This is a genomic window from Streptomyces sp. CB02261 (genome assembly GCF_001905665.1).
GTDB lineage: Bacteria > Actinomycetota > Actinomycetes > Streptomycetales > Streptomycetaceae > Streptomyces.
Window position 1 is genome coordinate 172365 of the sequence record NZ_LIVX01000009.1, and the last position, 24521, is coordinate 196885.

The 24521-nt window shown below is 72.7% G+C and carries 23 protein-coding genes and 1 tRNA gene; 6 read left to right on the forward strand and 18 right to left on the reverse strand.

Translation table 11 applies throughout. The annotated features are described in order from the left end of the window. Window positions 1–9: 9 nt before the first annotated feature. From AMK29_RS27545 to AMK29_RS27555, 3 genes are read right to left on the reverse strand one after another with little or no spacing between them, the layout of a single operon-like run. Window positions 10–756, reverse strand: coding sequence for an energy-coupling factor ABC transporter ATP-binding protein (locus AMK29_RS27545; RefSeq protein WP_107422704.1), 747 nt, complete (start codon window positions 754–756; stop codon window positions 10–12). After that, window positions 753–1517 (reverse strand): cobalt ECF transporter T component CbiQ, encoded by a 765-nt coding sequence (cbiQ, locus tag AMK29_RS27550; protein ID WP_073818141.1) that lies wholly within the window; start codon window positions 1515–1517, stop codon window positions 753–755. The genes AMK29_RS27545 and cbiQ overlap by 4 nt, the downstream gene beginning before the upstream one ends. Window position 1518: 1 nt before the next feature. After that, entirely contained in the window at window positions 1519–2553 is a 1035-nt protein-coding gene (locus AMK29_RS27555) for an energy-coupling factor ABC transporter permease (protein WP_073818142.1), read from the reverse strand. A 238-nt stretch (window positions 2554–2791) separates the two neighbouring features. Between AMK29_RS27555 and AMK29_RS27560 the strand changes: the two genes are divergently transcribed. Then, complete coding sequence (locus AMK29_RS27560; RefSeq protein ID WP_073818144.1) at window positions 2792–3151, forward strand: SsgA family sporulation/cell division regulator; 360 nt, start codon at window positions 2792–2794, stop codon at window positions 3149–3151. 79 nt (window positions 3152–3230) lie between these two features. Here the strand turns inward: AMK29_RS27560 and AMK29_RS27565 are convergent, their stop codons facing one another. Together AMK29_RS27565 and AMK29_RS27570 are read right to left on the reverse strand one after the other, a co-directional pair. Further along, a complete protein-coding gene (locus tag AMK29_RS27565) occupies window positions 3231–5390 on the reverse strand; it encodes an MMPL family transporter (RefSeq protein WP_073818145.1) in 2160 nt (719 codons plus the stop codon). Between the two features lie 122 nt (window positions 5391–5512). Further along, a complete protein-coding gene (locus AMK29_RS27570; RefSeq protein ID WP_073818147.1) occupies window positions 5513–6085 on the reverse strand; it encodes a TetR/AcrR family transcriptional regulator in 573 nt (190 codons plus the stop codon). A gap of 218 nt (window positions 6086–6303) precedes the next feature. Between AMK29_RS27570 and AMK29_RS27575 the strand changes: the two genes are divergently transcribed. Further along, window positions 6304–9594 (forward strand): S41 family peptidase, encoded by a 3291-nt coding sequence (locus AMK29_RS27575; protein WP_073818149.1) that lies wholly within the window; start codon window positions 6304–6306, stop codon window positions 9592–9594. A gap of 23 nt (window positions 9595–9617) precedes the next feature. On the opposite strand, the gene AMK29_RS27580 is transcribed toward AMK29_RS27575, so the two are convergent. The 5 genes from AMK29_RS27580 to AMK29_RS27600 form a co-directional block, all read right to left on the reverse strand. Beyond that, a complete protein-coding gene (locus AMK29_RS27580) occupies window positions 9618–10121 on the reverse strand; it encodes a GNAT family N-acetyltransferase (RefSeq protein ID WP_073818150.1) in 504 nt (167 codons plus the stop codon). A 110-nt stretch (window positions 10122–10231) separates the two neighbouring features. Beyond that, window positions 10232–10432 (reverse strand): hypothetical protein, encoded by a 201-nt coding sequence (locus AMK29_RS27585; protein ID WP_073818152.1) that lies wholly within the window; start codon window positions 10430–10432, stop codon window positions 10232–10234. Between the two features lie 136 nt (window positions 10433–10568). Continuing rightward, window positions 10569–11450, reverse strand: a complete 882-nt coding sequence (locus AMK29_RS27590; RefSeq protein ID WP_073818153.1) for an SDR family oxidoreductase — start codon at window positions 11448–11450, stop codon at window positions 10569–10571. After that, window positions 11447–12373: an alpha/beta fold hydrolase gene (locus tag AMK29_RS27595; RefSeq protein ID WP_073818155.1), complete on the reverse strand. Its 927-nt coding sequence runs from the start codon at window positions 12371–12373 to the stop codon at window positions 11447–11449. Before AMK29_RS27595 ends, AMK29_RS27590 begins: the two co-directional genes overlap by 4 nt. Further along, entirely contained in the window at window positions 12370–13899 is a 1530-nt protein-coding gene (locus AMK29_RS27600) for a flavin-containing monooxygenase (protein WP_073818156.1), read from the reverse strand. Before AMK29_RS27600 ends, AMK29_RS27595 begins: the two co-directional genes overlap by 4 nt. 251 nt (window positions 13900–14150) lie before the next feature. Here AMK29_RS27600 and AMK29_RS27605 point away from each other — a divergent pair, with 251 nt between their 5' ends. Further along, window positions 14151–14789 carry a MerR family transcriptional regulator gene (locus AMK29_RS27605; protein ID WP_073818158.1) on the forward strand — a complete coding sequence of 213 codons (639 nt, stop codon included), beginning with the start codon at window positions 14151–14153 and terminating at the stop codon, window positions 14787–14789. Between the two features lie 85 nt (window positions 14790–14874). Here AMK29_RS27605 and AMK29_RS27610 read toward each other — a convergent pair whose 3' ends face one another. Then, window positions 14875–15678, reverse strand: a complete 804-nt coding sequence (locus AMK29_RS27610) for an exodeoxyribonuclease III (RefSeq protein ID WP_073818159.1) — start codon at window positions 15676–15678, stop codon at window positions 14875–14877. A gap of 50 nt (window positions 15679–15728) precedes the next feature. Here AMK29_RS27610 and AMK29_RS27615 point away from each other — a divergent pair, with 50 nt between their 5' ends. From AMK29_RS27615 to AMK29_RS27625, 3 genes are all read left to right on the forward strand, one after another. After that, entirely contained in the window at window positions 15729–16208 is a 480-nt protein-coding gene (locus AMK29_RS27615) for a GNAT family N-acetyltransferase (protein WP_073818161.1), read from the forward strand. A gap of 145 nt (window positions 16209–16353) precedes the next feature. Further along, window positions 16354–17682 carry a hypothetical protein gene (locus AMK29_RS27620; protein ID WP_073818162.1) on the forward strand — a complete coding sequence of 443 codons (1329 nt, stop codon included), beginning with the start codon at window positions 16354–16356 and terminating at the stop codon, window positions 17680–17682. Between the two features lie 139 nt (window positions 17683–17821). After that, window positions 17822–18688 carry a YwqG family protein gene (locus tag AMK29_RS27625; protein WP_073818164.1) on the forward strand — a complete coding sequence of 289 codons (867 nt, stop codon included), beginning with the start codon at window positions 17822–17824 and terminating at the stop codon, window positions 18686–18688. 520 nt (window positions 18689–19208) lie between these two features. On the opposite strand, the gene AMK29_RS27630 is transcribed toward AMK29_RS27625, so the two are convergent. The 7 genes from AMK29_RS27630 to galU all read right to left on the reverse strand — a co-directional run bounded on the left by AMK29_RS27630 (window position 19209) and on the right by galU (window position 24513). Beyond that, a tRNA-Ala gene (locus tag AMK29_RS27630) sits at window positions 19209–19282 on the reverse strand. 91 nt (window positions 19283–19373) lie between these two features. Next, a complete protein-coding gene (gene sepX, locus AMK29_RS27635) occupies window positions 19374–20396 on the reverse strand; it encodes a divisome protein SepX/GlpR (RefSeq protein ID WP_073818165.1) in 1023 nt (340 codons plus the stop codon). A 137-nt stretch (window positions 20397–20533) separates the two neighbouring features. Then, on the reverse strand, window positions 20534–21145 hold the full coding sequence (locus AMK29_RS27640) for a GNAT family N-acetyltransferase (RefSeq protein ID WP_073818167.1): 612 nt from the start codon (window positions 21143–21145) through the stop codon (window positions 20534–20536). Beyond that, window positions 21142–21681 carry a MogA/MoaB family molybdenum cofactor biosynthesis protein gene (locus AMK29_RS27645; protein ID WP_241845743.1) on the reverse strand — a complete coding sequence of 180 codons (540 nt, stop codon included), beginning with the start codon at window positions 21679–21681 and terminating at the stop codon, window positions 21142–21144. The genes AMK29_RS27640 and AMK29_RS27645 overlap by 4 nt, the downstream gene beginning before the upstream one ends. A 14-nt stretch (window positions 21682–21695) precedes the next feature. After that, the gene (gene moaC, locus AMK29_RS27650; protein ID WP_073818170.1) at window positions 21696–22181 is read right to left on the reverse strand and encodes a cyclic pyranopterin monophosphate synthase MoaC; all 486 of its coding nucleotides are present in this window, start codon (window positions 22179–22181) and stop codon (window positions 21696–21698) included. A gap of 57 nt (window positions 22182–22238) precedes the next feature. Further along, a complete protein-coding gene (glp, locus tag AMK29_RS27655) occupies window positions 22239–23597 on the reverse strand; it encodes a molybdotransferase-like divisome protein Glp (protein ID WP_073818171.1) in 1359 nt (452 codons plus the stop codon). 4 nt (window positions 23598–23601) lie between these two features. Next, complete coding sequence (galU, locus tag AMK29_RS27660; RefSeq protein WP_073818173.1) at window positions 23602–24513, reverse strand: UTP--glucose-1-phosphate uridylyltransferase GalU; 912 nt, start codon at window positions 24511–24513, stop codon at window positions 23602–23604. Window positions 24514–24521 lie beyond the last annotated feature (8 nt).

Below are 24521 nucleotides of genomic sequence, written 5' to 3' on the forward strand. Positions count from 1 at the left end.
TCCGGGGTCTCAGGCCACGGACGCCGGGACGAAGCCGAAGGGCAGTTCCAGGCGGTGCCGGGCCATCAGCTCCCCGTCGGCGAGGATGTCGCCGGTCCTGCCGTCGGCGGCGATGACGCCCTCGCTGAGGATCACCGCGCGCGGGCAGAGCTCCAGGGCGTACGGCAGGTCGTGGGTGACCATGAGGACGGTCACGTCGAGGGAGCGGAGGATGTCGGCGAGCTCGCGGCGGGACGCCGGGTCCAGGTTGGAGGACGGCTCGTCGAGGACGAGGATCTCCGGTTCCATGGCGAGGACGGTCGCGACGGCGACCCGGCGGCGCTGCCCGAACGACAGGTGGTGCGGCGGCCGGTCCGCGTACTCCGCCATGCCGACCCGCTCCAGGGCCCGGGTCACGACGGCCTCCAGGTCGGCGCCCCGCAGGCCCGCCGCCGCCGGGCCGAAGGCCACGTCCTCGCGGACGGTCGGCATGAACAGCTGGTCGTCGGGGTCCTGGAAGACGATGCCGACCTTGCGCCTGATCTCGGCGAGGTGCTTCCTGCCGACGGGGAGCCCGGCGACGGTGACGCCCCCGGCGCCGCCGGTGAGGATGCCGTTGAGGTGGAGCACCAGGGTGGTCTTGCCGGCGCCGTTGGGGCCGAGGAGGGCGACGCGCTCGCCGCGCCCGACGGTCAGGTCGACGCCGAAGAGGGCCTGGTGGCCGTCGGGGTACGCGTACGCCAGGCCGCGGACGTCGAGCGAGGGTGCGGTGGTCATCGGAGCGTCCATCCCAGGAGGCAGATCAGGAGTGCGGTGAGCGGCACGGTGGCGGCGTAGGCCCATTGGGCGCGGGTGGCGGTCACCTCGTCGATGACCGGCATGGTGCCGGTGTAGCCACGGCTGATCATGGCGAGGTGGACCCGTTCACCGCGTTCGTACGAGCGGATGAAGAGGGCGCCCGCCGACTTGGCGAGGACGCCCCAGTGGCGGACGCCCCGCGCCTCGAAGCCGCGTGAGCGGCGGGCGACGGACATCCGGCGCATCTCGTCGGTGATGACGTCGCCGTACCGGATCATGAAGGAGGCGATCTGGACGAGCATCGGCGGCAGCTTCAGCCGCTGGAGGCCGAGGAGCAGGGCCCGCAGTTCGGTGGTGGAGGCGAGGAGCACGGAGGCGGCGACGCCGAGGGTGCCCTTGGCGAGGACGTTCCAGGCGCCCCACAGTCCGGGGACGCTCAGCGACACCCCGAGGACGGTCGTCCGCTCGCCGGGGACGACGAACGGCATGAGCAGCGCGAAGGCGACGAACGGGATCTCGATGAGCAGCCGCTTGAGCACGAACCCGGCCGGGACGCGGGCCTTGGCCGCCACGCCCGCGAGCAGCAGGGCGTAGAGGGCGAAGGCCCAGACGGCCTCGCGGGGCGTCGAGACGACGACCACGACGAAGCCGAGGACGGCGGCGAGCTTCGTGTGCGGGGGCAGGTCGTGGACCGGCGAGCGGGCGTGCCGGTAGAGCTTGTGCGCGTGCCCCGCTCCCATGTCAGACCGCTTCCGTACGGCGGCGGCGGACGACCCAGAACGCGCCGGTTCCGACGGCGAGGGTGGCGCCGACGCCGATGACGCCGGCCAGGCCGCCGGAGAGGCGGGGGGCCTCGATGCCCTTGACGCCGTAGTCGGCGAGCGGGGAGCCGGCGGCCGCGTGGTCCTCGGCCTTGGCGTCGAAGCCCTTGTCGGCGGCGACCTTCTCCAGGCCGTCGGGGCTGGCCGAGGCGTAGAAGGAGACGAAGCCGGCGAGGACGAGGGCGGTGACGACGCCGCCGATCCACAGCTTCTTCGGGGAGCCGCCGGTGGCGGGGGCGGCGGCCGGTGCCGCGTCGACCAGCTCGCCGTCGACGCGGAGCTTGAGCGGGGCGGTGAGGCCGCGGGCGCCGTACACGAGGTCGGGGCGGACGGCGATGACCGCGCCCACGGTCAGCATGGTGATGGTGGCCTCGCCGATGCCGATGAGGACGTGGACGCCGACCATGGCCGTGAGGACCTTGGTCACGGGCACCTCGGTGGTCCCGCCGATCGCGTAGAGCAGGGTGAAGGCGGCGGCCGACGCGGGTACGGAGACGAGCGCGGCGACGAAGGAGGCCGCGGTCACCGAGGCGCGGGTGCGGGGCAGCACGAGGACGAGGCCGCGGAAGAGTGCGTAGGCGACGACGACCGTGACGACGCCCATGACGGTGATGTTCACGCCGAGGGCGGTGAGGCCGCCGTCGGCGAAGAGGATGCCCTGCATCAGCAGGACGACGGCGATGCACAGGACGCCGGTCCACGGGCCGACGAGGATCGCCGCGAGCGCACCGCCGAGGAGGTGGCCGCTGGTCCCGGCGGCGACCGGGAAGTTGAGCATCTGGACGGCGAAGACGAAGGCGGCGACGAGCCCGGCGAGCGGGGCCGTCCGCTCCGCCCCCTGGCCGTCGTCCAGCTCGCGGCGGGCGCCGCGCAGGCTCACGGCGACGGCGCCGGCGGCGACGACACCGGCGGCGACCGATACGGGGGCGTTGATGAATCCGTCAGGTACATGCACGTACCGAATGATGAGCGCTCCTGCAAAGAGCTTGCAAGAGCGCACAGGTCACAGAACGGCGGCGCCCGGTCGCGCGACCCGCGCCGGGCCGCGTCGGGCCGCTCGCCCGGGCGCGCGGATCCGCCCCGGCGGTGCGTGACGCCGCACACACATGCCGCCACCGAGGCTTGCGCCGTGCGCCCACTGGGAAGAAGTGGAACATTAGTCGATAAGAGGACAAACCGTGAGGAGCCCCCCGATGGCCGCCGCGCACGACCGGGAAGTCGACGACCACGCCAAGGGCCGGATCATCAGCGACGCACCGCTCTCCCGACCCGTCCCGGTGGCCCTCCGCTACGATCCGGCCTCCTCCCCCGCGACCGTCCGCTTCGTCTTCCCCCACGGCGTCGAATGGTCCTTCCCCCGCACGCTCCTGGAGCACGGACTGCGCGCCCCGGCCCGCCGCGGCGACATCGAGGTCTGGCCCTGCGGCCGGGTGCAGACGGTCGTCGAGTTCCACGCGGACGACGGGGTCGCCGTGGTCCAGTTCGACACCGCCGCCCTGCTGCGCTTCCTCCGGCACACGTACGCCGCCGGTGCGTCGATGACGACACACTGACGGCGTACGGGCGAACGGCGGACGGAGGTCAGGCCTTCACGGACCTCAGGCCCTCACGGACGTCAGACCTTCACGGACGTCAGACCTTCACGAGGTCCGGCTTCGCGGCGCCCTCCGTGGAGATGTGCTCGGCGAGACCCTCGCCCTCCACGTCCACGTTCGGCAGGATCCGGTCCAGCCACTTCGGCAGCCACCAGGCCTTGTGGCCGAGGAGCGCGAGCACGGCCGGGACGATCGCCATGCGGACGACGAAGGCGTCGAAGAGGACCGCCACGGCCAGGCCGAAGCCGATCATCTTGATCATCTGGTCCGTCATGCCGATGAAGCCGGAGAAGACCGCGATCATGATCACCGCGGCGGCGACGACCACCCGGGCGCTGTGCCGGAAGCCGGTCACGATCGCCTCGCCGGGCCGCTCCCCGTGGACGTACGCCTCCCGCATGCGGGTGACGAGGAAGACCTCGTAGTCCATCGCGAGACCGAAGACGACGCCCACCATGAAGATCGGCATCATCGACATGATCGGGCCGGTCTGCTCGACCCCGAAGAGGCTGCCGAGCCAGCCCCACTGGAAGACCGCGACGACCGCGCCGAGGGCCGCGACCACCGAGAGCAGGAAGCCGAGGGCCGCCTTCAGGGGGACGAGGACCGAGCGGAAGACCAGGGTCAGGAGCAGGAAGGCCAGGCCGACGACGAGCGCCAGGTACGGCACCAGGGCGTCGTTCATCTTCTGCGAGAAGTCGATGTTCATCGCGGTGGCGCCGGTGACGAGGACGTCGTCACCGGTGGCGTCCCGGATGTCGTGGACGAGGCCCTCGGTGGCGGTCGAGGACGGCCGGTCCTTCGGGATCACCGTGATCATCGCGGCGTCGCCGGCCTTGTTCGGGGTCGCCGGGGTGACGGCCGCCCAGCCTTCGAGGCCCTTGATCGTGGAGACCGCCCGGTCGGCGGTGGCCTTGTCGCCGTCGACGACGACGAGCAGCGGGCCGTTGAAGCCGGGGCCGAAGCCGTCCGAGAGCGCGTCGTACGCCCGGCGCTCGCTGGTGGAGGTCGGCTTGGCGCCGTCGTCCGGGAGGCCCATCTCCAGGGAGGCGGCGGGCAGCGCGATCGCACCGAGGCCGAGGACGCCGACGACCAGCACCATCACGGGACGGCGGATGACGAAGCGGGCCCAGCGGGTGCCGCCGTTCGGCTTGTCGCTCGCCGTCGCGGTGCCCTTGCGCTGCTTGCGGCCGACGACCTTGTCGCCGGCGAAGCCCAGCAGGGCCGGGATCAGGGTGAGCGCGATCAGTACGGCGATCACGACCGTGCCGGCGGCGGCGAAGCCCATCTTCGTCAGCATCGGGATGTTGACGACGGCCAGGCCGACCAGGGCGATGACGACGGTGAGTCCGGCGAAGACGACCGCGGAACCGGCCGTGCCGACCGCGCGCCCGGCGGCGTCCTCCTTGTCGCGGCCCTCGGCGAGCTCCGCGCGGTAGCGGGAGACGATGAAGAGGGCGTAGTCGATGCCGACGGCGAGGCCGATCATCATCGCGAGGGTGGAGGTGGTGGAGCCGAGGTCGAGGACGTTCGCGAGCGCGGTGATCGACGAGACGCCGATGCCGACGCCGATGATCGCCGTGAGCAGCGGGAGTCCGGCGGCCACGAGCGAGCCGAAGGTCAGGACGAGGACGATGCCCGCGATGACGACGCCGACGATCTCGCCCGCGCCGGTCGCCGGCATGGTCTGGAGCGCGTCGCCGCCGACCTCGACGGTCAGCCCCTTGCCCTGCGCGTTCTCGCCGGCCTGGGTCAGGGCCTCGCGGGTCTCGTCGGTCAGCTCCATCGCGTTGACCTTGTACGCGACGGAGACGTAGGCGGTGGAGCCGTCACGGGAGACGGCCTGCGCGGTGTAGGGGTCGGTGACCGAGACGATCTGGTCCGAGCCCGACTTCAGCGCGGAGACGGTCTCCTCGACGACGGCCTTGTGCCCGGCCTCGGTCATCTTCCGGCCCTCGGGGGCCTTGAAGACGATCCGGGCGGTGGCGCCGTCGGCGCCGGCGCCGGGGAAGCGCTCCTCGAGCAGGTCGAAGGCGCGCTGAGCCTCGGTGCCCGGTATCGAGAAGGAGCTGGAGGTCGCGACGGGTGCGGTGGCGGCGCCGATCCCGGCGACCGCCAGGAGGGCCACCCAGAGGAGGGCGACGAGCCGTCGGCGCCGGAAGGCGGAACGGCCCAACTTGTACAGGAACGTGGCCACGGGGGCGTACTCCCAATCTGGGGTGGGACAGGGCATGGGGAGCCGGCCCGACGGCGTGAGCGGTGCGACGTCAGGTGGAGACGGGTGGAGCTCGGTGGAGCCGGTGGTGCCGGGGAGGTGGTTCAGACGCCGAGTGAGGGGAGCACGACGGCGTCGACGTAGGCGCTGAGGAACGCCCGGTCGACCGGCTGATCGTCGATCAGCGGCCGGGCGACGAACGCACCGATCAGCATGTGGGGAATGAGCTTCAGCGCCGGGTTGGCGGCGTCGACCTCTCCCCTGCGGACCGCTCGGCGCAGCACTTCGTCGAGACCGTTCATCTCGGGTTCGATGAGCAGCTCGCGCAGCGCCCGGTGCAGTTCGGGGTTGGTGTGGACGGCATGGGCCAGGCCCCGCATCAGCGCGGAGTCCTTCTCCATCTGGCAGTCGTCGGTCCGTGCCATCAGCTCGTGGAAGTCGCCGCGCAGCGAGCCGGTGTCGATCTCGGAGAGGTCGGCCGGCTTGTTGGCGCGCAGCGCCCTGGCGACCAGCTCGGGCTTGCTCCCCCACTGGCGGTAGAGGGTGGCCTTGCTGGAGTGGGTGCGGGCGGCGACGGCGTCCATGGTGAGGGCGTCGTAGCCGACTTCGCGGAGGAGGTCGAGCACGGCTGCGTACAGCTCGGACTCCCGCTCGGGAGTGAGTCTGCTGCGTGCCATGGCCGGTGTCTCCGATCCGACGAGGAGCGAACGAAACGGTTTCGTACAGTACGAAGATACCCCCGCCCCCAGCGAAACGAAACCGTTTCGTACGTGTCGTGGGCCACAGCGGGCCCGTATCGGCGTCACACCCCTCCAGACGCCGGCGTCCACGGACGAGTTGCCCTGCGACACATGTACGAGTTGCCACGTCCCCTCCGCGCGGAAAGCATGGGGAGGTGAGTCACGACGTCGCGTACCTCCGATTTCCGCACCTCCACGACGACCTGCTGTGCTTCGCCGCCGAAGACGATCTCTGGATCGCCCCGCTCGTCCCCGAGGGCGACCGCCCCGGCCGGGCCTGGCGCCTGACCGTCGACCGGACCCGGGTCGGCCACCCGCGCTTCTCGCCGGACGGGCGCCGGATCGCGTACACGAACTGGCGCAGCCTCGACCCGGAGATCCATCTCGTCCCCGTCGAGGGCGGGCCCGCCCGGCGGCTCAGCTACTGGGGCTCCACCGACACCCGGGTCTGCGGCTGGACGCCCCCCGACAAGGACGGCCGCTCCGACATCCTCGCCGTCTCCTCGCACGGGCAGCCCTTCTCGTACTACTCCTGGGCCTACACCGTCCCCACCGACGGCTCCCCCGGCAAGCGCCTGCCCTGGGGCCCGGTCTCCGACATCGCCGTCACCGACGACCACGAGGGCGAGCGCCGCAGCCTCCTCCTCACCGGCAAGCCGCCGCACGAACCGGCCGCCTGGAAGCGGTACCGGGGCGGCGCCACCGGACGCCTCTGGCTGCACGGCGAACGGCTGCTGCCCGACATCGGCGGCCACCTGGACTGCCCCATGGCCGTCGACGGCCGGATCGCGTTCCTCTCCGACCACGAGGGCGTCGCCAACCTGTACTCCTGCCGGCCCGACGGCGGCGATCTGCGCCGCCACACCGATCACGACGAGTTCTACGCCCGGCACGCCTCCAGCGACGGCCGCCGGGTCGTCTACCAGCACGCCGGCGACCTGTGGATCGTCGACTCGCTCACCGCCGACTCCCGCCCCCGGAAGCTGGAGGTGCGGCTCGGCGGCCAGCGCGTCGGCCGGCGCGCCTACCAGGTCCCCGCCGCCCACCACATCGACGCCCTGTCCGTCGACGAGACCGGCCGCGCGAGCGCCGTCTCCGTGCGCGGCAGCCTCTACTGGCTGACCCACCGCGACGGCCCGGCCCGCACGATCATCGACGAGCCGGGCGTCCGCGTACGGCTCCCCGAGATGCTCGGCAGCGGCGGCCAGGTCGCGTACGTCACCGACGCCGAGGGCGAGGACACCGTCGAGGTCGGCTATCTGCCGCGCGCCAGCGGCGCCCGACCCCCGCGCCGCCTCGCCTCCGGAGACCTCGGCCGCGTCGAGGAACTCGTCTCCGACCCCGACGGCGAGCGGATCGCCATCGCCTCCCACGACGGACGGCTCCTCCTCCTCGACGCGACCGAGGAGTCCACCGGTGAGGTCACCGAACTCATCAGGTCCGTCAACGGGCCCGTACGCGACCTCGCCTTCTCCCCCGACGGCGACTGGCTCACCTGGTCCCACCCCGGCATCGGCCGCTCCCTGCGGTCCATCAAGATGGTCCGGATCTCCGGCCCCGGCGCCCGGACCGTCGTCGACGTCACCAACGGGCGCTTCGAGGACGAGAACCCCGTCTTCACCCGGGACGGCCGTTACCTCGCCTTCCTGTCCTGGCGGGGCTTCGACCCGGTGTACGACGTGCACACCGGCGACCTGTCGTTCCCGCTCGGCTGCCGCCCTTACCTCGTGCCGCTCTCCTCCGCCACGCCCTCCCCCTTCGCACTGCTCCCCGACGGGCGGCCGGCGGCCGGCGGCCTCGACCCCGCCGACGACGACACGGACACCGGCGACGGCACCGTCACCGTGGAGATCGAGGGGCTCCCCGAGCGGGTCACCCCCTTCCCCGTCGCCGCCTCCAAGTACTCCGCCCTGCACCCGGTCAGCGGCGGCGGCCTCGTCTGGCTGCGCTGGCCCATCTCGGGCGCGCTCGGCGAGACTTTCGCCAACCCGGCCGACACCTCGGGCCGCCCCACCCTGGAGCACTTCTCCATCGTCAAGGCCCGCAAGAGCGAACTCGCCAAGGACCTCGACTGGTTCTCGGTCAGCGGCGACGGCACCCGGCTCGTCGTCGCCGACGAGGGCGACCTGCGGGCCGTACCGGCGACCGAGCCCGGGGACGGCGACTCCACCGTCTACCTGGACCTGCGGCGCATCCTGCACGAGGTCGACCCGGGCGCCGAGTGGCGGCAGGCCTTCGACGAGGCCGGCCGGATCGTCCGCGCCTACTTCTGGGAGCCCGGCATGGGCGGGGTCGACTGGACGGCCGTCCTCGACCAGTACCGGCCGCTCCTCGAACGGGTCGCGTCCCCCGACGAGTTCGCCGACCTGCTCCGCGAGGTCATGGGCGAACTGGGCACCTCCCACGCGTACGTCACCCCCGCCCGCCGCAACGAGGGCCCGCCGCACTACCAGCGGCCCATGGGGCTCCTCGGGGCGAACCTGGTGCCCCGCGAGAACGGCTGGACCGTGAAGCGGATCCTGCCCGGCGAGTCCTCCGACTCCAAGGCCCGCTCCCCGCTCGCCGGCACCGGCATCCGCGAGGGCGCGATCCTCACCCACGTCGACGGCCGGCCCGTCGACCCGGTCGCCGGCCCCTACCCGCTGCTCTCCGGCACCGGCGGCACCACCGTCGAGCTCACCTTCACCCCCGCCGAGGGCGAGGGCCGGGCCCGCCGCGTCGCCGTCGTCCCCCTCGTCGACGAGCGCCCGCTGCGCTACCAGGACTGGGTCGCCAAACGCCGGGCGGTGGTACGGGAGGTCAGCGGCGGCCGCTGCGGCTACCTCCACATCCCCGACATGGGCGGCTCCGGCTGGGCCCAGTTCAACCGCGACCTGCGCATGGAGGTCTCCCGGCCGGCCCTCATCGTCGACGTGCGCGGCAACGCCGGCGGCAACATCAGCGAGCTCGTCATAGAGAAGCTCACCCGCAGGATCCTCGGCTGGGACCTCACGCGGAACGCCCAGCCCGTCGCGTACGCCTCCAACGCCCCGCGCGGCCCCGTCGTCGCCCTCGCCGACGAGGCCACCTCGTCCGACGGCGACATGATCACCGCCGCGTTCAAGCTCCTCGGCCTCGGCCCCGTCGTCGGACAGCGCACCTGGGGCGGTGTCGTCGGCATGACCGGCCGCCACCGGCTCGGCGACGGCACCCAGATCACGGTCCCGATGAACGCGGCCTGGTTCCCCGAGTACGGCTGGTCCCTGGAGAACCACGGCGTCGAACCCGACCTCGCGATCCTGCGCACGCCCCTCGACTGGGCCGAGGGCCGCCACGCCCAGCTCGACGACGCGGTCCACGTCGCCCTCGCGCTCCTCACGGAGACCCCGGCGGCGAGCCCCCCGCCCTACGAGGACCTCCCGGACCGCTCGCGCCCGAAGCTGCCGCCGAGGCCGGACACCCCCTAGGACGTGCCCTGGGACGTCATCCTTCAGGAAGTCAGGACGACGAGCTCTCCCAGGTCCATCTCGTAGGAGGTCCCGGCCCGTCCGTCGATCGTGACGCTCCCGACCGCCCCGAAGCCGACCCGTCCGAGCACGGCCCTCGACCCCTCGTTGTCGAGGGTCGTGACGGCGGTCAGCCGGCTCAGCCCGTACTCCTCGCGCGCCAGCCGGCACACCTCCCTGACCCCGGCCGTCGCGACGCCGCGCCCGGTCGCCTTCTCGGCCACCCGGTAGCCCAGCTCGGCGCCCCCGTCGGCGACGTCGACCAGGTTGAACCGGCCGAGGATCTCCCCGCCCTCCCCCACCAGCACATGGAAGTGGATCGTCCCGGCCATCTGCTCGTCGAGGAGCGCCCGGTGCCGCTCCTCGAAGTGGGTGAAGTACGCGTCGCCCCGGTCGGGCACGGACGCGGCGAAGTACCCCCGGTTCTCCCGCTCGAACACGAGCAGGGCGGGGGCGTGATCGGATCGCAGTCGCTCAAGTACGGCCATGGGCGCCACCGTACGAAGACCGGCCGCTCGACGCGTCCGGTTTTCCGGCCCCCACGCGCGCGAAGGCGCACCCGGTGTCGCGGGTGCGCCTCGCTCACGGCAGGCCGGCGTCAGACGCCGGGCTGCCGGTCCATGCGGTCCCGGTCCGCGCGGTCCCGGGCTTCCTGCTGGGCCTTGCGGGCCTCGTCGGCGGGGCGCTCGCGGCCCTGGGAGGCGCGCTCGGACGCTTCGTCCTTCGCCTTGCCCATGGCCTCCTTGGCCTGCTGCTTGAGCTGCTCCGCCTTGTCCTTGAACTGGTCCTGCATGCCCATGGAAGTTCCCTCCTGGAAGGGTGGTGTGATCGGGAGGGGGCGGTGTGCCCCCTGGCCTCGACCAGCGTGGCACGGGCGAACATTCCCCGCATTTCGATCAGTTACGGACCGTGAGGACCGCCGCCGGCCTCCTCCGTCAGGCCTTCTCCGTCCGCGCCCGCTCGTCGGCCGCGCCGCCCGCGCCCACCAGGCCCTTCGACACCGAGCCGAGCCGCGGCTCGAACCGCTTCATCTCCCGCTGCCCGACGGTGGCGATGAGACCGGGCAGATAGCCGCGGACCGACTGCATCCCGCGCAGCCACCACTGCGCGTACACGTGCGCGGAGCGCCGCTCGATGCCCGCCACGATCCGGTCGACGGCCGGGCCGAGGGGGTACGTGCGGTTCGAGGGCCACGGGAGGCGCTGCCGCAGCTCCTTCATCACGTCGTCCTGGTCGGCGCCCCGCACCATGTCCGTGTCGGTCCAGGAGAGGTAGCCGACGCCGACCCGCACGCCCTTGTACGCGACCTCGGCCCGCAGGCTGTGCGCGAAGGCCTCGACGCCGGACTTGGAGGCGCAGTACGCCGTCATCATCGGCGCCGGGGTGAGCGCGGCGAGCGACGCGATCTGGAGGAAGTACCCCCGGGACTCCATGAGGACCGGCAGGAACGCCCGGCCCGTCACCGCGCCGCCGATGAGGTTGACCTCGATGACCCGCCGCCAGGCGTCGGGGTCGGAGTGGACGAACGGCCCGCCCGCCGCCACACCGGCGTTGGCGACGACGATGTCGACCTTCCCGAACCGCTCCTTCACCTCGGCCGCGACCCTGGCCATCGCCTCGTGGTCGGTGACGTCGGCGTGCCACCAGTCGGCCTCGGTGTGCAGCCGCCCGGCGACCTCCTTGAGCAGCTCCGGCTCCAGGCCCACGAGCGCGATCCTCGCGCCGCGCGCGGAGAGCTTGCGGGCGAGGAGTTCGCCGACGCCGCGGGCCCCTCCGGTGATGACCGCGACCTGTCCTTCCAGGCTCACCCTGCTCATGCCTGCTCCTTCTCCTTCGGCTGCTCCCCGGACTTCACGCCCAGGTACGTGAGGGTCAGTTCGCGGATCTGCGCGGTGACGGCCTCGGGGGCCTCCACCGGTGTCATGTGGCCCATGCCGGCCAGTTCGACCAGACCCGTGCAGTGCGGCAGCGCCTCCGCCATCGCCCGGGAGTGGACGGCCGGGGTGAGCCGGTCGGCGGTTCCGACGAGCACGGCCACGGGCAGCCGCAGCTCCCGCAGCGCCTCGCCGAGATCGAGCCCGGCCAGGACCTGCGACCAGCCGTACCGGGAGGTGCGGGGGCAGGCGTGCACGATCCGCGCGCAGGCGTCGACGCGGTCGGGCGCCGAGCCCGGTCCCATCGTCGCGTACCTGAGGATCTTCTTCGAGACGGCGTTGACCGGGCCGAGCGGCGCCTTCGCGCCGAGGACGGCCTTGGTCAGCCGGGTGCGCAGGCCGCCGGGCCCCAGCGGCACCACGGTGGACTCGGCGGTCAGCCGGGAGGGCCCGGTGGAGCAGAGCAGGACGGCGGCGGCGTGCTGCCGGAAGCCGGGGCGCGTGGCGGCCGCCATGATCGTCATGCCGCCCATGGAGTGGCCGGCCAGGACGGCCCGCTCACCGGGGCCGAGGGTGGCCGCGAGCACGGCCTCCAGGTCGTCGGCGAGCGCGGTCGTCGAGTATCCGCCGGGGCCGGGCACCGGGGAGCGGCCGTGGCCGCGCTGGTCGTAGGCGATGACTCGGTGGTCGGCGGCGAGTGCCCGGATCTGCTCGGCCCAGAAGGTGGTCGAGCAGGTCCAGCCGTGGGCGAGGACGACGGCGGGGGCGCCGTCGGGGCCGTACACCTCGACGTGGATCCGGGCGCCGTCGGCGGAGACGGCGGTGAGTTCGCGGGACACGGGCAGCGGGACGAGGCGCCGGCTCACTTCGCGGCCTCCTTCGTGCGGGACCCACCGGTCGTCGTCGCGGGCGGGGCCGGCCTGGGGGCGCGGAGGATCTCGTACTCGGAGAGGTCGACCTGCCGGGTCTCGCGCCGGAACTCCCCCGTGGTGCCGGGCCACAGGGTGGTGTTGCGGCCGTTGGCGTCGAGGTACCAGCTCTCGCAGCCGCCCGCCTTCCACACGGTCCGCTCCATCCGGGCCTGTACCTTGCGGTTCCAGGCGCCGACGGCGGAGGGCCGGACGGCGAGGGCGGCGCGTCCTCCGAGCACGTTCAACTGGCGCAGGTAGTCGGCCATGTAGTTCAGCTGGGACTCGATCATCAGGATCATCGAGGAGTTCCCGAGGCCCGTGTTGGGGCCGATGATCGTCATCCAGTTGGGGAAGCCGGCGGCGGTGGCGCCTCGCAGCGACTCCATGCCGTCCTTCCACGCCTCGGCGAGCGAGAGGCCGTCGGCGCCGATGACCCGTGGGGCGATCGGCATGTCGGTGACGTGGAAGCCGGTGCCGAAGATGATCGCGTCGACCTCGGTCTCGGTGCCGTCGGCGGCGACCACGGTCGAGCCGCGCACCTCGCGCAGGCCGGAGGCGACGACGTCGACGTTGGGCTGCGCGACCGCCGGGTAGTACGTGCTGGAGAGCAGGATCCGCTTGCAGCCGATGCGGTACGAGGGGGTCAGCTTGGCCCGCAGGACGGGGTCCTTGATGGACTTGGCGATGTTGGCCTTGGCGAGCCGCTCGACGAGCCCGAGTTCGTTGGGGTGCTTGGTGAAGGCCCCGACCTGGAGTTCGCGGATGCCCCAGAGCAGGCCGCGGCGGAGGGTGCCGGTGACGGGCAGGGCCCGGTGGAGCCAGCGCTCGGGGCCGCTGATGGCCCGGTCCATGCGGCGCATCACCCAGGGGGGCGTGCGCTGGAACAGCGTCAGTTTCCCGACCTGGGGCTGGATGGCGGGCACGATCTGGATGGCGGAGGCGCCGGTGCCGATCATGGCGACGCGCTTGCCGGTGAGGTCGTAGTCGTGGTCCCAGCGGGCGGAGTGGAAGACCTTGCCGGGGAAGTCGGCGAGCCCGGGGATGTCGGGGATCTTGGGGTCGGAGAGCGGCCCGGTCGCGGAGACGACGACCTCGGCGCTGAAGCGGCCGCCGCTGGTCTCGATCTCCCAGCGGAGCGCCTCGGCGTCCCACTCCATCCGCAGCACCTCGTGGTTCAGGCGGAGGTGGGGACGGAGCCCGAAGGTGTCCGTGACATGCTCCAGATACGCGCGGATGTGGCGCTGTCCGGAGAAGGTCCGCGGCCAGTCGGGGTTGGGCGCGAAGGAGAAGGAGTAGAGGTGGGAGGGGACGTCGCAGGCGCAGCCGGGGTAGCTGTTGTCCCGCCATGTGCCGCCCACGGAGTCGGCCCGCTCCAGGACCACGAAGTCGGTGATCCCCTCGCGGCGCAGCCGGACGGCGGCGCCGAGGCCACCGAATCCCGATCCGATCACCGCCACCCGTACGTGCTCGTGCTTCGCCATGCCGCCTCCCGTGCGCCCGGCCAATCACGCCAGCAATCACTGGCACAATCGGGACTGTAGAGCAGCGCCATACCGAGCGGTAGGGGTACGGCAAGGGAAAGTTACCGGCGGTACAACATAGGCTGGCGGGCGTGGCAGAAGGATCAGGCGAAGGACCGGGACAGGACGCGGGCGCACGCACAGGCACGGGCGAAGGCCCCCGGGCGGCGGACGGGGACGTCACCGCGCGCGCGGGAGCACGCGAGTACCGCGTGGAGGAGCTGGCGGCCGCCGCCGGCATCACCGTGCGCACCCTGCGCTTCTACCGCGAGCGCGGCCTGATCCCCCCGCCCCGCCGCGAGGGCAGGATCGCCTGGTACGACGAGCAGCACCTGGCCCGGCTCCGCACCATCGCCGCCCTCCTGGAGCGCGGCCACACCCTCAACGGCATCGCCGACCTGACCACCGCCTTCGAGAGCGGCCGGAACGTCCGCGAGGTCCTCGCCCTCCCCGCGCCCAGCGAGGAGGAGCCGGTCCGCCTGACCCCAGAGGAACTCGCCGACCACTTCGCCGGCGAGGTGACCCCGGAGAACCTCGCGGCCGCCCTCGACCTCGGCTACCTCGTCACCGACGGCGAGGAGATCATCCACATCAGCCGCCGCCTGCTCGACGTCTCCGCCGCCCTCGTCCGCGAGGGCGTCCCGCTCGCCGAGGTCCTCACGGCGGGCGCCCGCGTCCGCGAGCACGCCGACGCCCTGGCGGAGCTCTTCACCGACCTGCTGCGCACCCACACGGCCGAGGACGACCTGTGGCGGCTGCGCCCACTCGCGAAGAGCGTGGTGGAGGCCGAACTCTCGATGGCGCTCGACCGCCGCCTGCGCCCCACGCCCCCCGAGACTCAGGCGCCGTAGCGGCGCCCGGGACGCCGTCGCCGTGACGGCCGGGGGCGCCGTCGCCGTGGCGGCCGGGGCAGGGGGCCCGTAGCGGGCCCGGGGACTACAGCTCGTAGACGGCGGTCACGGGCGCGTGGTCGCTCCACCGCTCCTCGTGGGTGGCTGCCCGCTCGACGTACGCCTTCACGGCCTTGGCGGCGAGACGCGGGGTGGCGATCTGGTAGTCGATCCGCCAGCCGCTGTCGTTGTCGAAGGCCCGCCCGCGGTAGGACCACCAGGAGTAGGGCCCCTCCTGCTCGGGGTGGAGCGCGCGCACGACGTCGACGTATCCGCCGTCGCCCTCGTCGAGCACCCGGCCGAGCCACTCCCGCTCCTCGGGGAGGAAGCCGGCGTTCTTCCTGTTGGCCCGCCAGTTCTTGAGGTCGGCCTCGCGGTGGGCGATGTTCCAGTCACCGCAGACGACGACGTCCCGGCCGTCGGCGGCGGCGCGGCCCCTGAGCTCCTTCAGGTAGGGCAGGAACTCCCCCATGAACCGCATCTTCTCGTCCTGGCGCTCGGTGCCGACCTCGCCGGAGGGCAGGTAGAGGCTGGCGACGGTCACACCGGGCAGGTCGGCCTCGACGTACCGGCCGCTGCCGTCGAACTCACCGGACCCGAAGCCGACGCGCACCCGGTCGGGCTCGCGCCGCGTGTAGAGGGAGACCCCGGCGCGGCCCTTGGCGGCGGCGGGCGCGTGCACGGTGAACCAGCCCTCGGGCGCCCGTACCTCCTCGGGCAGCTGGGACGCCTCGGCCCGGACCTCCTGGAGACAGACGACGTCGGCGGAGGTCCCGGCCAGCCACTCGACGAAACCCTTCTTGGCGGCGGCGCGGAGCCCGTTGACATTCACGCTGGTGACAGTGAGCATCCCGGGAGAATACCGACACCGCCGCACCGCATACATGTACGATACTCCGCATGAACATCCAGCCCACGCGCTATGACCACCCCGACGCCGTCAAACTCAACGACGCGGTCCAGGCGGAGTACGCCGTCCGCTACGACGACGAGGGCGATGTCACACCGCTGGACGCCGGGATGTTCGTCCCTCCGCGCGGCCTCTACCTCCTCGCGTACGCCCCCGAGGGCCACCCCGTGGCCACCGGCGGCTGGCGCACCCAGGACAAGAACGACGAGGGCTACGAGGACGGCGACGCCGAGCTCAAGCGCATGTACGTGATCCCCGAGGCCCGCGGCCTCGGCCTGGCCCGCCGCATCCTGGCCGCCCTGGAATCCGACGCCCGCGCGGCCGGCCGCACCCGCATGGTCCTGGAGACGGGCATCGCACAGCCGGAGGCGATAGCCCTCTACACCTCCAGCGGCTACGAACCCTGCGCCAAGTTCGGCCACTACCGGGACTACCCCACCAGCCGCTGCTTCGCGAAGCCGCTGCGCTGACGGCGGCTCAGACCCCCCTCGCCGCAGCGGAAAATCATGGCGGCGATGGCACACCCATGCGATAGAACACGTGCAGCCGCGCAAGCCCGGCCCACAGTCGGCCGGGCGGGCAGCGGCACCACGCCGATCTCTTGGGGGGACTGAAATGTTCAGAACACGGGCGGCCCTGGCCGCCGCAGGCACCGCGGCGTTCCTGGCCGCCGGCATTCCGGCGGCACACGCGGCGGAGGGGCAGGCGCCCACCGTCCAGTGGGCCTCGAGCGTCGCGGACGACCTCGGCACGCTCCAGGTCTCGATCAGCTCCGACAGCGCCGTCACGGGCATCACGGCCCACATCGTCTCCGCCGCCACGGAGCAGGAGGTCGCCGTGGTGGAGACCGAGGCCTTCGTCCTCGGACACGGCACCACGGACGACGGCGTGTGGCACACCAGGGAGCCTCTGTCCCTGCCCGCTCTCGGCAGCTACACCGTGCACGTCGAGGCCACGGACGCCGACGGGGACCACGCCACCAGGAACTCCGCCGGCACCCTGGCGTACTACGTCCAGGCGGTGCTCGAAGACGTGCGCAGCGATCGCACCGAGGTCGACATCGACAACCGTCAGGTACGTGTCGACGGCGTCCTGAAGGGACGCCGTCCGGACACGCGGCAGCTGGAGCCGCTGGTGGACCATCCCGTGGACATCGACGTGGACTACTGGACCGAGAACACCCCCCGCACCGACGCGGAGGGACGCTTCTCCGGCACGGTCACCGTGAACGCCGCCGCGCAGATCCAGGCCGTCTACCGGTACGCGAACGAGTACCCGTACGTGCTGTACGGAGCGTCCCAGGAGATCCCGATCGGTGTCCGGCAGGTGGCCACGCGCTGGGTCGTACAGAGTCCTGCGGAGCCCCGGACGATCGACTTCGGACAGGAGGTCACTCTGACGGCCACGCTGGAACGCGAGACGCCGCAAGGCTGGAAGCCGTTCGCGGGCCAGAGCGGCGGTGTCCTCTTCGAACCCTCGGGCGGCGGCCAGTCCGCGGGCGTGGGGGGCTTCACCACGGACGAGGACGGCAGGGTCTCCTTCCCCCACACTCCCTGGGAGACCGGGACCTTCCTCGTGACGTCACGCACCGAGGACCCCTTCATCGCCCCCGCCTCGGTCAACAGCCCCCTGATCACCGTGCTGCGCTCGTCGGCCTTCACGCGCTTCTCCGCTCTCCGCACGGCGGACCACGGCGTACACGTCGAGGGTGGGATGGACTTCACCGACGGATGGACGCCCGCCACCATCCTGGTACGTGTGCAGCACTCCCGCGACGGCGAGACCTGGACGGACGTGACCACCGTCGAGGCGTACTGGTCCGGCCAGGACTACGCCTTCTCCGCCGACATCGCCGACACGAAGCCCGGCTACTTCCGAGCCCGTTTCGACGCGACGAACGCGTTCCGCGCGGCCACCTCGGACACCGTCCGCCCCACCCGCTGAGCACACCTCCCACCGGGCCCGGCCGGTGCCCCCGGAGCACACGACCTGGGGCCCGTGCCGGGCAGGCCGGCACAGGCCCCGCACAGGGTGCGGCGGCTGCCGGGATCGTTGTCGGTGGTGCCGTGGATGATCGGGCGCATTGACACACGGTTCCCGCGATGACTTCCGCTCTCTCGCCCTGCAGCACCTGTGGCCCGAGGTCGCCGACCAGTGGATCAAGCTGCTCCGGCCAGGCGTGCGGCTCGAGGCAGCGGTCGGTTCCGACAGGGTGGTCGGGCGGCTCGGTGGGCTCCCGGCGCTGCCTGCGGCGTCGGCGTGGCCGGTGTGGGAGGGGCACGGCCCCCTGTCCTTCGTGGCCTCGGTCGACTGCGCGAGTCTGCCGGCGGACGCGCTGGACATCGCACTGCCCGAGGCGGGGACGTTGCTTTTCTTCTACTTCGACGGGCAGCTGGACGACGGCGATGCGCTCGTCCTGGCCGAGGACCGGGAGAGCTGGGCGGGCGCCCGCGTGCTCCACGTGCCGGCGGACGAGCAGGCAGCGGAGCATGAGGCTCCCGCGGGGCTCACGCCGTATCCGGCGGTGCCGCTGACCGCTCGGGTGGAGATGACGGCGACCGAGCCCTGGCATCCGTCCGTCCGGGACGCCTTCGCTCCGGGTGCCCCGCTGGGGAACCGGTACGACCATCCCGTCTGCTCGCAGGACTTCCTCGACGCGCTGTGGGAGTTCGACGAGGTGGTGGGGCATCAGATCGGCGGCCACGCCCACTCGGTGCAGAACCCGGTCGAGATCGAGATCGCGGAGGCGGTCCTGGACTGCGGGGCGTCCTGGGCCGACCCGCGGCTGTCCGAGGAGGCGGGCGCCTGGGTGCTGCTGGCCCAGTTCGACAGCGAGGACGCCGCGGACATGATGTGGGGCGATGCCGGAGCCCTGTACTGGCTGATCCGCCCGGAGGACCTGGCCGCGCGCCGCTTCGATCGGGCGATGTTCACCTGGCAGTGCAGCTGATGCCGGCCGCACCTCCCGCCTGGGGAGGCCCAGGTGGCCCGTGCCCACGGCGGATTCCAGCAGGGGTACGGCGAGGGACATGCCCGCTGCTCTGCGACATCGGCCGCGAGCCGCCCACGCTGTTGTCCCGCTGGGAGGACGAGGGCCAGGCTGCCCGGTTCGCTCCCGCCGCCCTCACGGCGCTCTGCGGCACTCGTGACCGGCGCGCCCTCGCGAGGCTGGCCACTCTGCCGGCTCCAGCGGGCAGCTCCCGTGCCGATGTCGTAGCGCTCGTGGCGGCGGCTGCTCAGCGACGACCGCGAAGGCCGGGTGTCGGCGCTGGACCGGCTGGCGTCCTGGCTGCCCGGCGTCGCGGAGAAGGCAGCCGGCCCCCACGTGGATCTTCGATCTCCGGGACCGGCCCTCCTGCCGGACCTCGTCTTCGACGACGTGGCATCAGGGATCACGGCAGAGCGTGAAATGCCGTGAAACGACGGAAATCCCGCCCGATCTTGCGATCGGACGGGATTCCCGGTGTCTGTGGACCTGTGGGGATTTGAACCCCAGACCCCCTCGATGCGAACGAGGTGCGCTACCAGACTGCGCCACAGGCCCTTGCGACGTGTGAAACATTAGCATCCCGACCGGCTCAGGCAAAAATCCGTTTCCTCGCAGGTCAGCAGGGGGCCGTCGCGGGCCCCCTGGGTCACTCGTTGGCGGCGCGGGGGCGGTCGTCGTCCGCGTACTGGTCGAAGAGCGGGGTGCGGCCGTGGTCGCGGGAGCGGCGGGGGGTCGCGGGGCGCTGGCGGGGGGCCGGGGGCGGGGTGGGGGCCGGGTCGGCCGCCGTGGAGGAGCGGGCGGCGCTCCAGGTGTCCGGGTCCGTGATGTCGATGCCGCTGGTGGCGCGCGGGGCGACCGGGGCGGTGACGTACGTGGGGAGCGGGACGGGCACCGGGTCCCAGCTGTCGCCGCGGGCCGGGCCGCGGTCGCGCTGCTGGTCGACCCACTCCGCGTGGTCGGTCTGCTCGACCAGCGCGCGCCGGTCCGCCTCCTGCGGGGAGGGGGCCTGGGAGGCGTCGGGCGCCGGTTCGGGTGTGGGGGCCGGGCGCCGGCTCTCGCGCAGCCGGGCGGCCGCCGCTTCGGCGCGCCGCCGGTCCATCACGTAGACGAAGCGGCGCCGCTCCTGGATCCGCAGGTGCACGATGTACGCGCTGAGCAGCAGCGCGGGGACGGCGGGCGCCCACAGGAAGGCGACCCCGCCGACGGCCGCGACGACCGCGCCGAGGGTGAAGGCCGCGAAGAGGAGCGTCGTGGTGCGGCGGCGGCGTGCGAGGACCTTGCCGCGGCGGGCGCGTTCGGCGGCGGCTCCGGTGGCGGGGCGGGCCGGCTCCGGTCCCGGGTCCGGGGCGGGCTCCGGGAGTTCCAGGCGCGCCTCGGTCCTGGCCGCGGGCGCGGAGAAGGCCCGGACGTCGACCGAGCTCAGATGCTCGGTCTCCGCGTCCGGGTCCACGTCGGGCGTCGGACCCTCCGCCGTACGGTCCCGCTGCTTGAGCTCCTTGGCGTACCGGCGCTCCATGCCCGCCCGTCCGGAAAGCAGCCGGATGGCGGTGCTGAAGCGTTCCGTCGGACGGGCTTCGTTCAGCTCGTCCTGCCTGCGGAGCCACATCGGCACCAAGTAGGCGGCCCAGGCCCCGACGATGACTGCGTAGATGAGGCCGCTGCTGCTCACGCATCACACGGTAGAGGGGTTCGCGCGACGGCATCGGCCAATTGGGCCGGTGTGTCGCACGATCTGGCTGATATCACTGAACTTTTTTGTGATTGTTCAGATCGATTGGGCGTCAACTACCGATTAAATTCGAACACTTATTTTATTCTCGCCTGATGCCAACGGCGCAACAGCCCCTCCGGCACCTCCTCCACCGTCAGCGCGAAGACCAGATGGTCCCGCCACGCGCCGTCGATATGGAGATAGCGGGGCCGCAGCCCCTCCTCGCGGAATCCCAGTTTCTCCACGACCCGGCGCGAAGGCCCGTTCTCCGGGCGGATGCACACCTCCATACGGTGCAGCCCCACCGCGCGGAAGCAGTGGTCGACGGCGAGCGCGACCGCCGTCGGCATCACCCCGCGCCCGGCCACCTCGCTGTCCACCCAGTACCCCACGTGCCCCGAGCACATGGACCCCCAGGTGATCCCGGCGACCGTCAACTGGCCGACCAGCCGCCCCCGGTACTCGATGACGAAGGGCAGCATCCGGCCCGCGTTCGCCTCCGACCGGAGGTGGCGGACCATCTGACGGTACGTCGGCCGCTGCGGGGCCGGTGCGCCCGGGGGCGGCGGCGGGACCGTCGCCTCCCAGGGCCGCAGCCACTCGCGGTTGCGCCGGTTCACCTCCCGCCAGGCCGCGTGGTCGCGCATCCTTATCGGGCGGAGCACCACGTCGCCGTCCGCGAGGACCACCGGCCAGGACGGGATCACGACGGTCTCGGGTGGTCGCCGCCACGGATCTGGTCGACGGCGTGCCGGAGCAGCGGCTCCAGGACGGCGAGCCCGTCCCGTACCCCGCCGGTCGAACCCGGCAGGTTCACGATCAGCGTGCCGCCCGCGACGCCCGCGAGGCCCCGCGACAGCGCCGCCGTCGGCACCTTCTCCCGGCCGTACGCGCGGATCGCCTCCGGGATGCCCGGGATCTCCCGCTCCAGGACCCGGCGGGTCACCTCGGGGGTCTCGTCGGTGGGTGAGATGCCCGTCCCGCCGGTGGTGACGATCACGTCGTACCCGGCGGCGACCCCGGCGCGCAGTGCCGCCTCGACGGGCTCGCCGTCCGGCACGACCTGGGGGCCGTCCACGGCGAACCGCATCCGGGTCAGGCCCTCGGCGATCAGCGGACCGCCCTTGTCCTCGTACACGCCCGCCGACGCCCGGTTCGACGCGGTGACGACCAGCGCGCGGTAGGCCGCCGCCGGAGTCTCCCGGGGCTCCGCCGGCTCCTCGTGCTCGTGCGCCCCCGCCACCCGGCCCGCGCGCGTCACGCCTCGTCCCTCGTCCAGTGGCCCGACTTGCCGCCCGTCTTCTCCTCCACCCGTACGTCGGAGATGACCGCGCCCTTGTCGACCGCCTTCACCATGTCGACCACGGTCAGGGCCGCCACCGAGACCGCCGTCAGGGCCTCCATCTCGACGCCCGTGCGGTCCGTGGTCTTCACCGTCGCCAGGATCTCGACCGCGTCGTCCGTGACCGCAAGGTCCAGGGTCACGCCCGAGACGGCCAGCGGGTGGCAGAGCGGGATGAGGTCCGGGGTCCTCTTGGCGCCCATGATCCCGGCGATGCGGGCGGTCGCCAGGGCGTCGCCCTTCGGGACGCCCTCGCCGCGCAGCAGCTCGATCACGCGCGGCGAGACGAGCACCCGCCCGCTGGCCCGCGCCGTGCGGGCCGTGACGTCCTTCGCCGATACGTCGACCATGCGGGCCGCGCCCGCCTCGTCGATGTGGGTGAGACCTTGCTGCGTGCTCATCGCCGTGACACTCCCGGTCGCTGTGTGGGACGACACCGTACCCCCACCCTCGCCTCCTCAGCCGAGGAGGACCACTTCCAGCTCGGTGCCCGGCTCCACGCTCTCCGTCTCCTCCGGGACCACCAGCAGGCAGTCCGCCTGCGCGAGGGCCGCGATCAGATGGGAGCCGGCGCCGCCCACCGGGGTGACCGTGCTCGCCTCGGGGTCGTACGACCCCCGGAGGAACTGCCGGCGCCCGGCGGGTGACGACAGCGCCTCGTCGGCGACGAGCTCCGCCCGCACCCGGGGCCGGTGCAGGTCCTCGACGCCCATCAGGGCACGGATCGCGGGGCGCACGAACAGCTCGAACGAGACGTACGACGAGACCGGGTTGCCCGGCAGCGCCAGGAGCGGGATCTGCTCGGCGCCGATCGCGCCGAAGCCCTGGGGCTTGCCCGGCTGCATGGCCAGCTTGCGGAAGTCGACCTGCCCGTCGGCGGTCAGGGCCTCCTTCACCACGTCGTACGCACCGACGCTCACCCCGCCCGTGGTCACGATCAGATCGGCCCGGATCAGCTGGTCCTCGATGGTGGAGCGCAGCGACTCCGCGTCGTCGGCGACGGCGCCCACCCGGTAGGCGAGGGCGCCGGCGTCCCGCGCGGCGGCGGCGAGCGCGAAGCTGTTGGAGTCGTGGATCTGGCCCTCGCCCAGCGGCTCACCGGGCTGGACCAGCTCGCTGCCGGTGGACATGACGACCACCCGGGGGCGGGGCCGCACCCGGACCGTGCCGCGCCCGATGGCGGCGAGGAGCCCGATCTGCGGCGGCCCGAGGACCGTGCCGGCCGCCAGCGCCAGCTCCCCGGCCCGCACGTCGCTGCCTCGCGCGCGGACATGGGCGCGGGCCTCCGCGGCGCGGTGCACCCGGACCTCGCCGGCCGCGCCCTCGGGGGCGGCGCTCGCGGCGGTCATGCCGGTGGCGGCGCCCCCGCCCGTACCGCCGTCGGTCCACTCGACGGGGACGACGGCCTCGGCGCCGGGCGGCAGCGGGGCGCCGGTCATGATGCGGGCGGCCTGGCCGGGGCCGACCTCGGGCAGGCCGTCCGCGCCCGCCGCGACGTCACCGACGACGGTGAGGACGGCGGGGAACTCCTCGGTGGCCCCGGCGACGTCCGCGACCCGGACCGCGTACCCGTCCATGGAGCTGTTGTCGAAGGGGGGCAGCGCGACCGGCACCGTCACGTCCTCGACGAGGACGCAGCCCTGCGCGTCGAGGAGTTGCAGCTCGATGGGTTCGAGCGGGCCGACGGCCGCGAGGATGTCGGCCAGGTGCTCGTCCACCGACCACAGACCGCGGGCGGGACCGGCGCACGGGTCACCGGCCCCCGTCCCGTGGTCGTGGTCGTCGTGGGGCGGCGACGGTGCCGTGCTGCTGCTCAAGGTCCTACATCTCCTCGCTGACGTATCTCCGGAGCCAGGCCCGGAAGTCCGGTCCCAGATCTTCACGTTCGCACGCGAGTCTGACAATGGCACGCAGATAGTCACCGCGGTCACCGGTGTCATAGCGGCGGCCCTTGAACACGACGCCGTGCACCGGGCCGCCGATCTTCTCGTCCGAGGCCAGCTTCTGCAGGGCGTCGGTCAGCTGGATCTCCCCGCCGCGCCCCGGCTCGGTCTCCCGCAGCATCCCGAAGACGGCCGGATCCAGTACGTAGCGGCCGATGATCGCGTAGTTGCTGGGCGCCTCGTGCGCGTCCGGCTTCTCGACCAGATCCGTCACCTTGACGACGTCCGAGTCGATGGTCGCCTCGACGGCGGCGCAGCCGTACAGGTGGATCTGTGAGGGCTCGACCTCCATGAGGGCGATCACGCTGCCGCCCTCCCGCTCCTGGACCTCCACCATGCGCGCGAGGAGGGGGTCGCGCGGGTCGATCAGGTCGTCGCCGAGGAGGACGGCGAAGGGCTGGTCCCCGACGTGCGGGGCGGCGCAGAGCACGGCGTGGCCGAGGCCGCGCGGCGCGCCCTGGCGCACGTAGTGCATGGTGGCGAGGTCGTTGGACTCCTGGACCTTGGAGAGGCGTTCGTCGTCGCCCTTCCGGGTCAGGGCCTCCTCCAGCTCGTAGTTCCGGTCGAAGTGGTCCTCCAGGGGACGCTTGTTCCGGCCGGTGATCATCAGGACGTCGGAGAGGCCCGCCGCGACGGCCTCCTCCACGACGTACTGGATGGCCGGCTTGTCGACGACCGGCAGCATCTCCTTCGGCGTCGCCTTGGTGGCCGGGAGGAAGCGGGTACCGAGGCCGGCGGCCGGGATGACAGCCTTGCTGATCCGGCCGAGCCTGGGGAGCGACTGATTCATGCGGTGCA

Coding starts and splice junctions, on each gene's coding strand:
- AMK29_RS27545 (WP_107422704.1), bottom strand. CDS start 756: ATGACCACCGCACCCTCGCTCGACGTCCGCGGCCTGGCGTACGCGTAC.
- cbiQ (WP_073818141.1), bottom strand. CDS start 1,517: ATGGGAGCGGGGCACGCGCACAAGCTCTACCGGCACGCCCGCTCGCCG.
- AMK29_RS27560 (WP_073818144.1), top strand. CDS start 2,792: ATGGCCGCCGCGCACGACCGGGAAGTCGACGACCACGCCAAGGGCCGG.
- AMK29_RS27570 (WP_073818147.1), bottom strand. CDS start 6,085: ATGGCACGCAGCAGACTCACTCCCGAGCGGGAGTCCGAGCTGTACGCA.
- AMK29_RS27580 (WP_073818150.1), bottom strand. CDS start 10,121: ATGGCCGTACTTGAGCGACTGCGATCCGATCACGCCCCCGCCCTGCTC.
- AMK29_RS27585 (WP_073818152.1), bottom strand. CDS start 10,432: ATGGGCATGCAGGACCAGTTCAAGGACAAGGCGGAGCAGCTCAAGCAG.
- AMK29_RS27590 (WP_073818153.1), bottom strand. CDS start 11,450: ATGAGCAGGGTGAGCCTGGAAGGACAGGTCGCGGTCATCACCGGAGGG.
- AMK29_RS27600 (WP_073818156.1), bottom strand. CDS start 13,899: ATGGCGAAGCACGAGCACGTACGGGTGGCGGTGATCGGATCGGGATTC.
- AMK29_RS27610 (WP_073818159.1), bottom strand. CDS start 15,678: ATGCTCACTGTCACCAGCGTGAATGTCAACGGGCTCCGCGCCGCCGCC.
- AMK29_RS27615 (WP_073818161.1), top strand. CDS start 15,729: ATGAACATCCAGCCCACGCGCTATGACCACCCCGACGCCGTCAAACTC.
- AMK29_RS27620 (WP_073818162.1), top strand. CDS start 16,354: ATGTTCAGAACACGGGCGGCCCTGGCCGCCGCAGGCACCGCGGCGTTC.
- moaC (WP_073818170.1), bottom strand. CDS start 22,181: ATGAGCACGCAGCAAGGTCTCACCCACATCGACGAGGCGGGCGCGGCC.
- galU (WP_073818173.1), bottom strand. CDS start 24,513: ATGAATCAGTCGCTCCCCAGGCTCGGCCGGATCAGCAAGGCTGTCATC.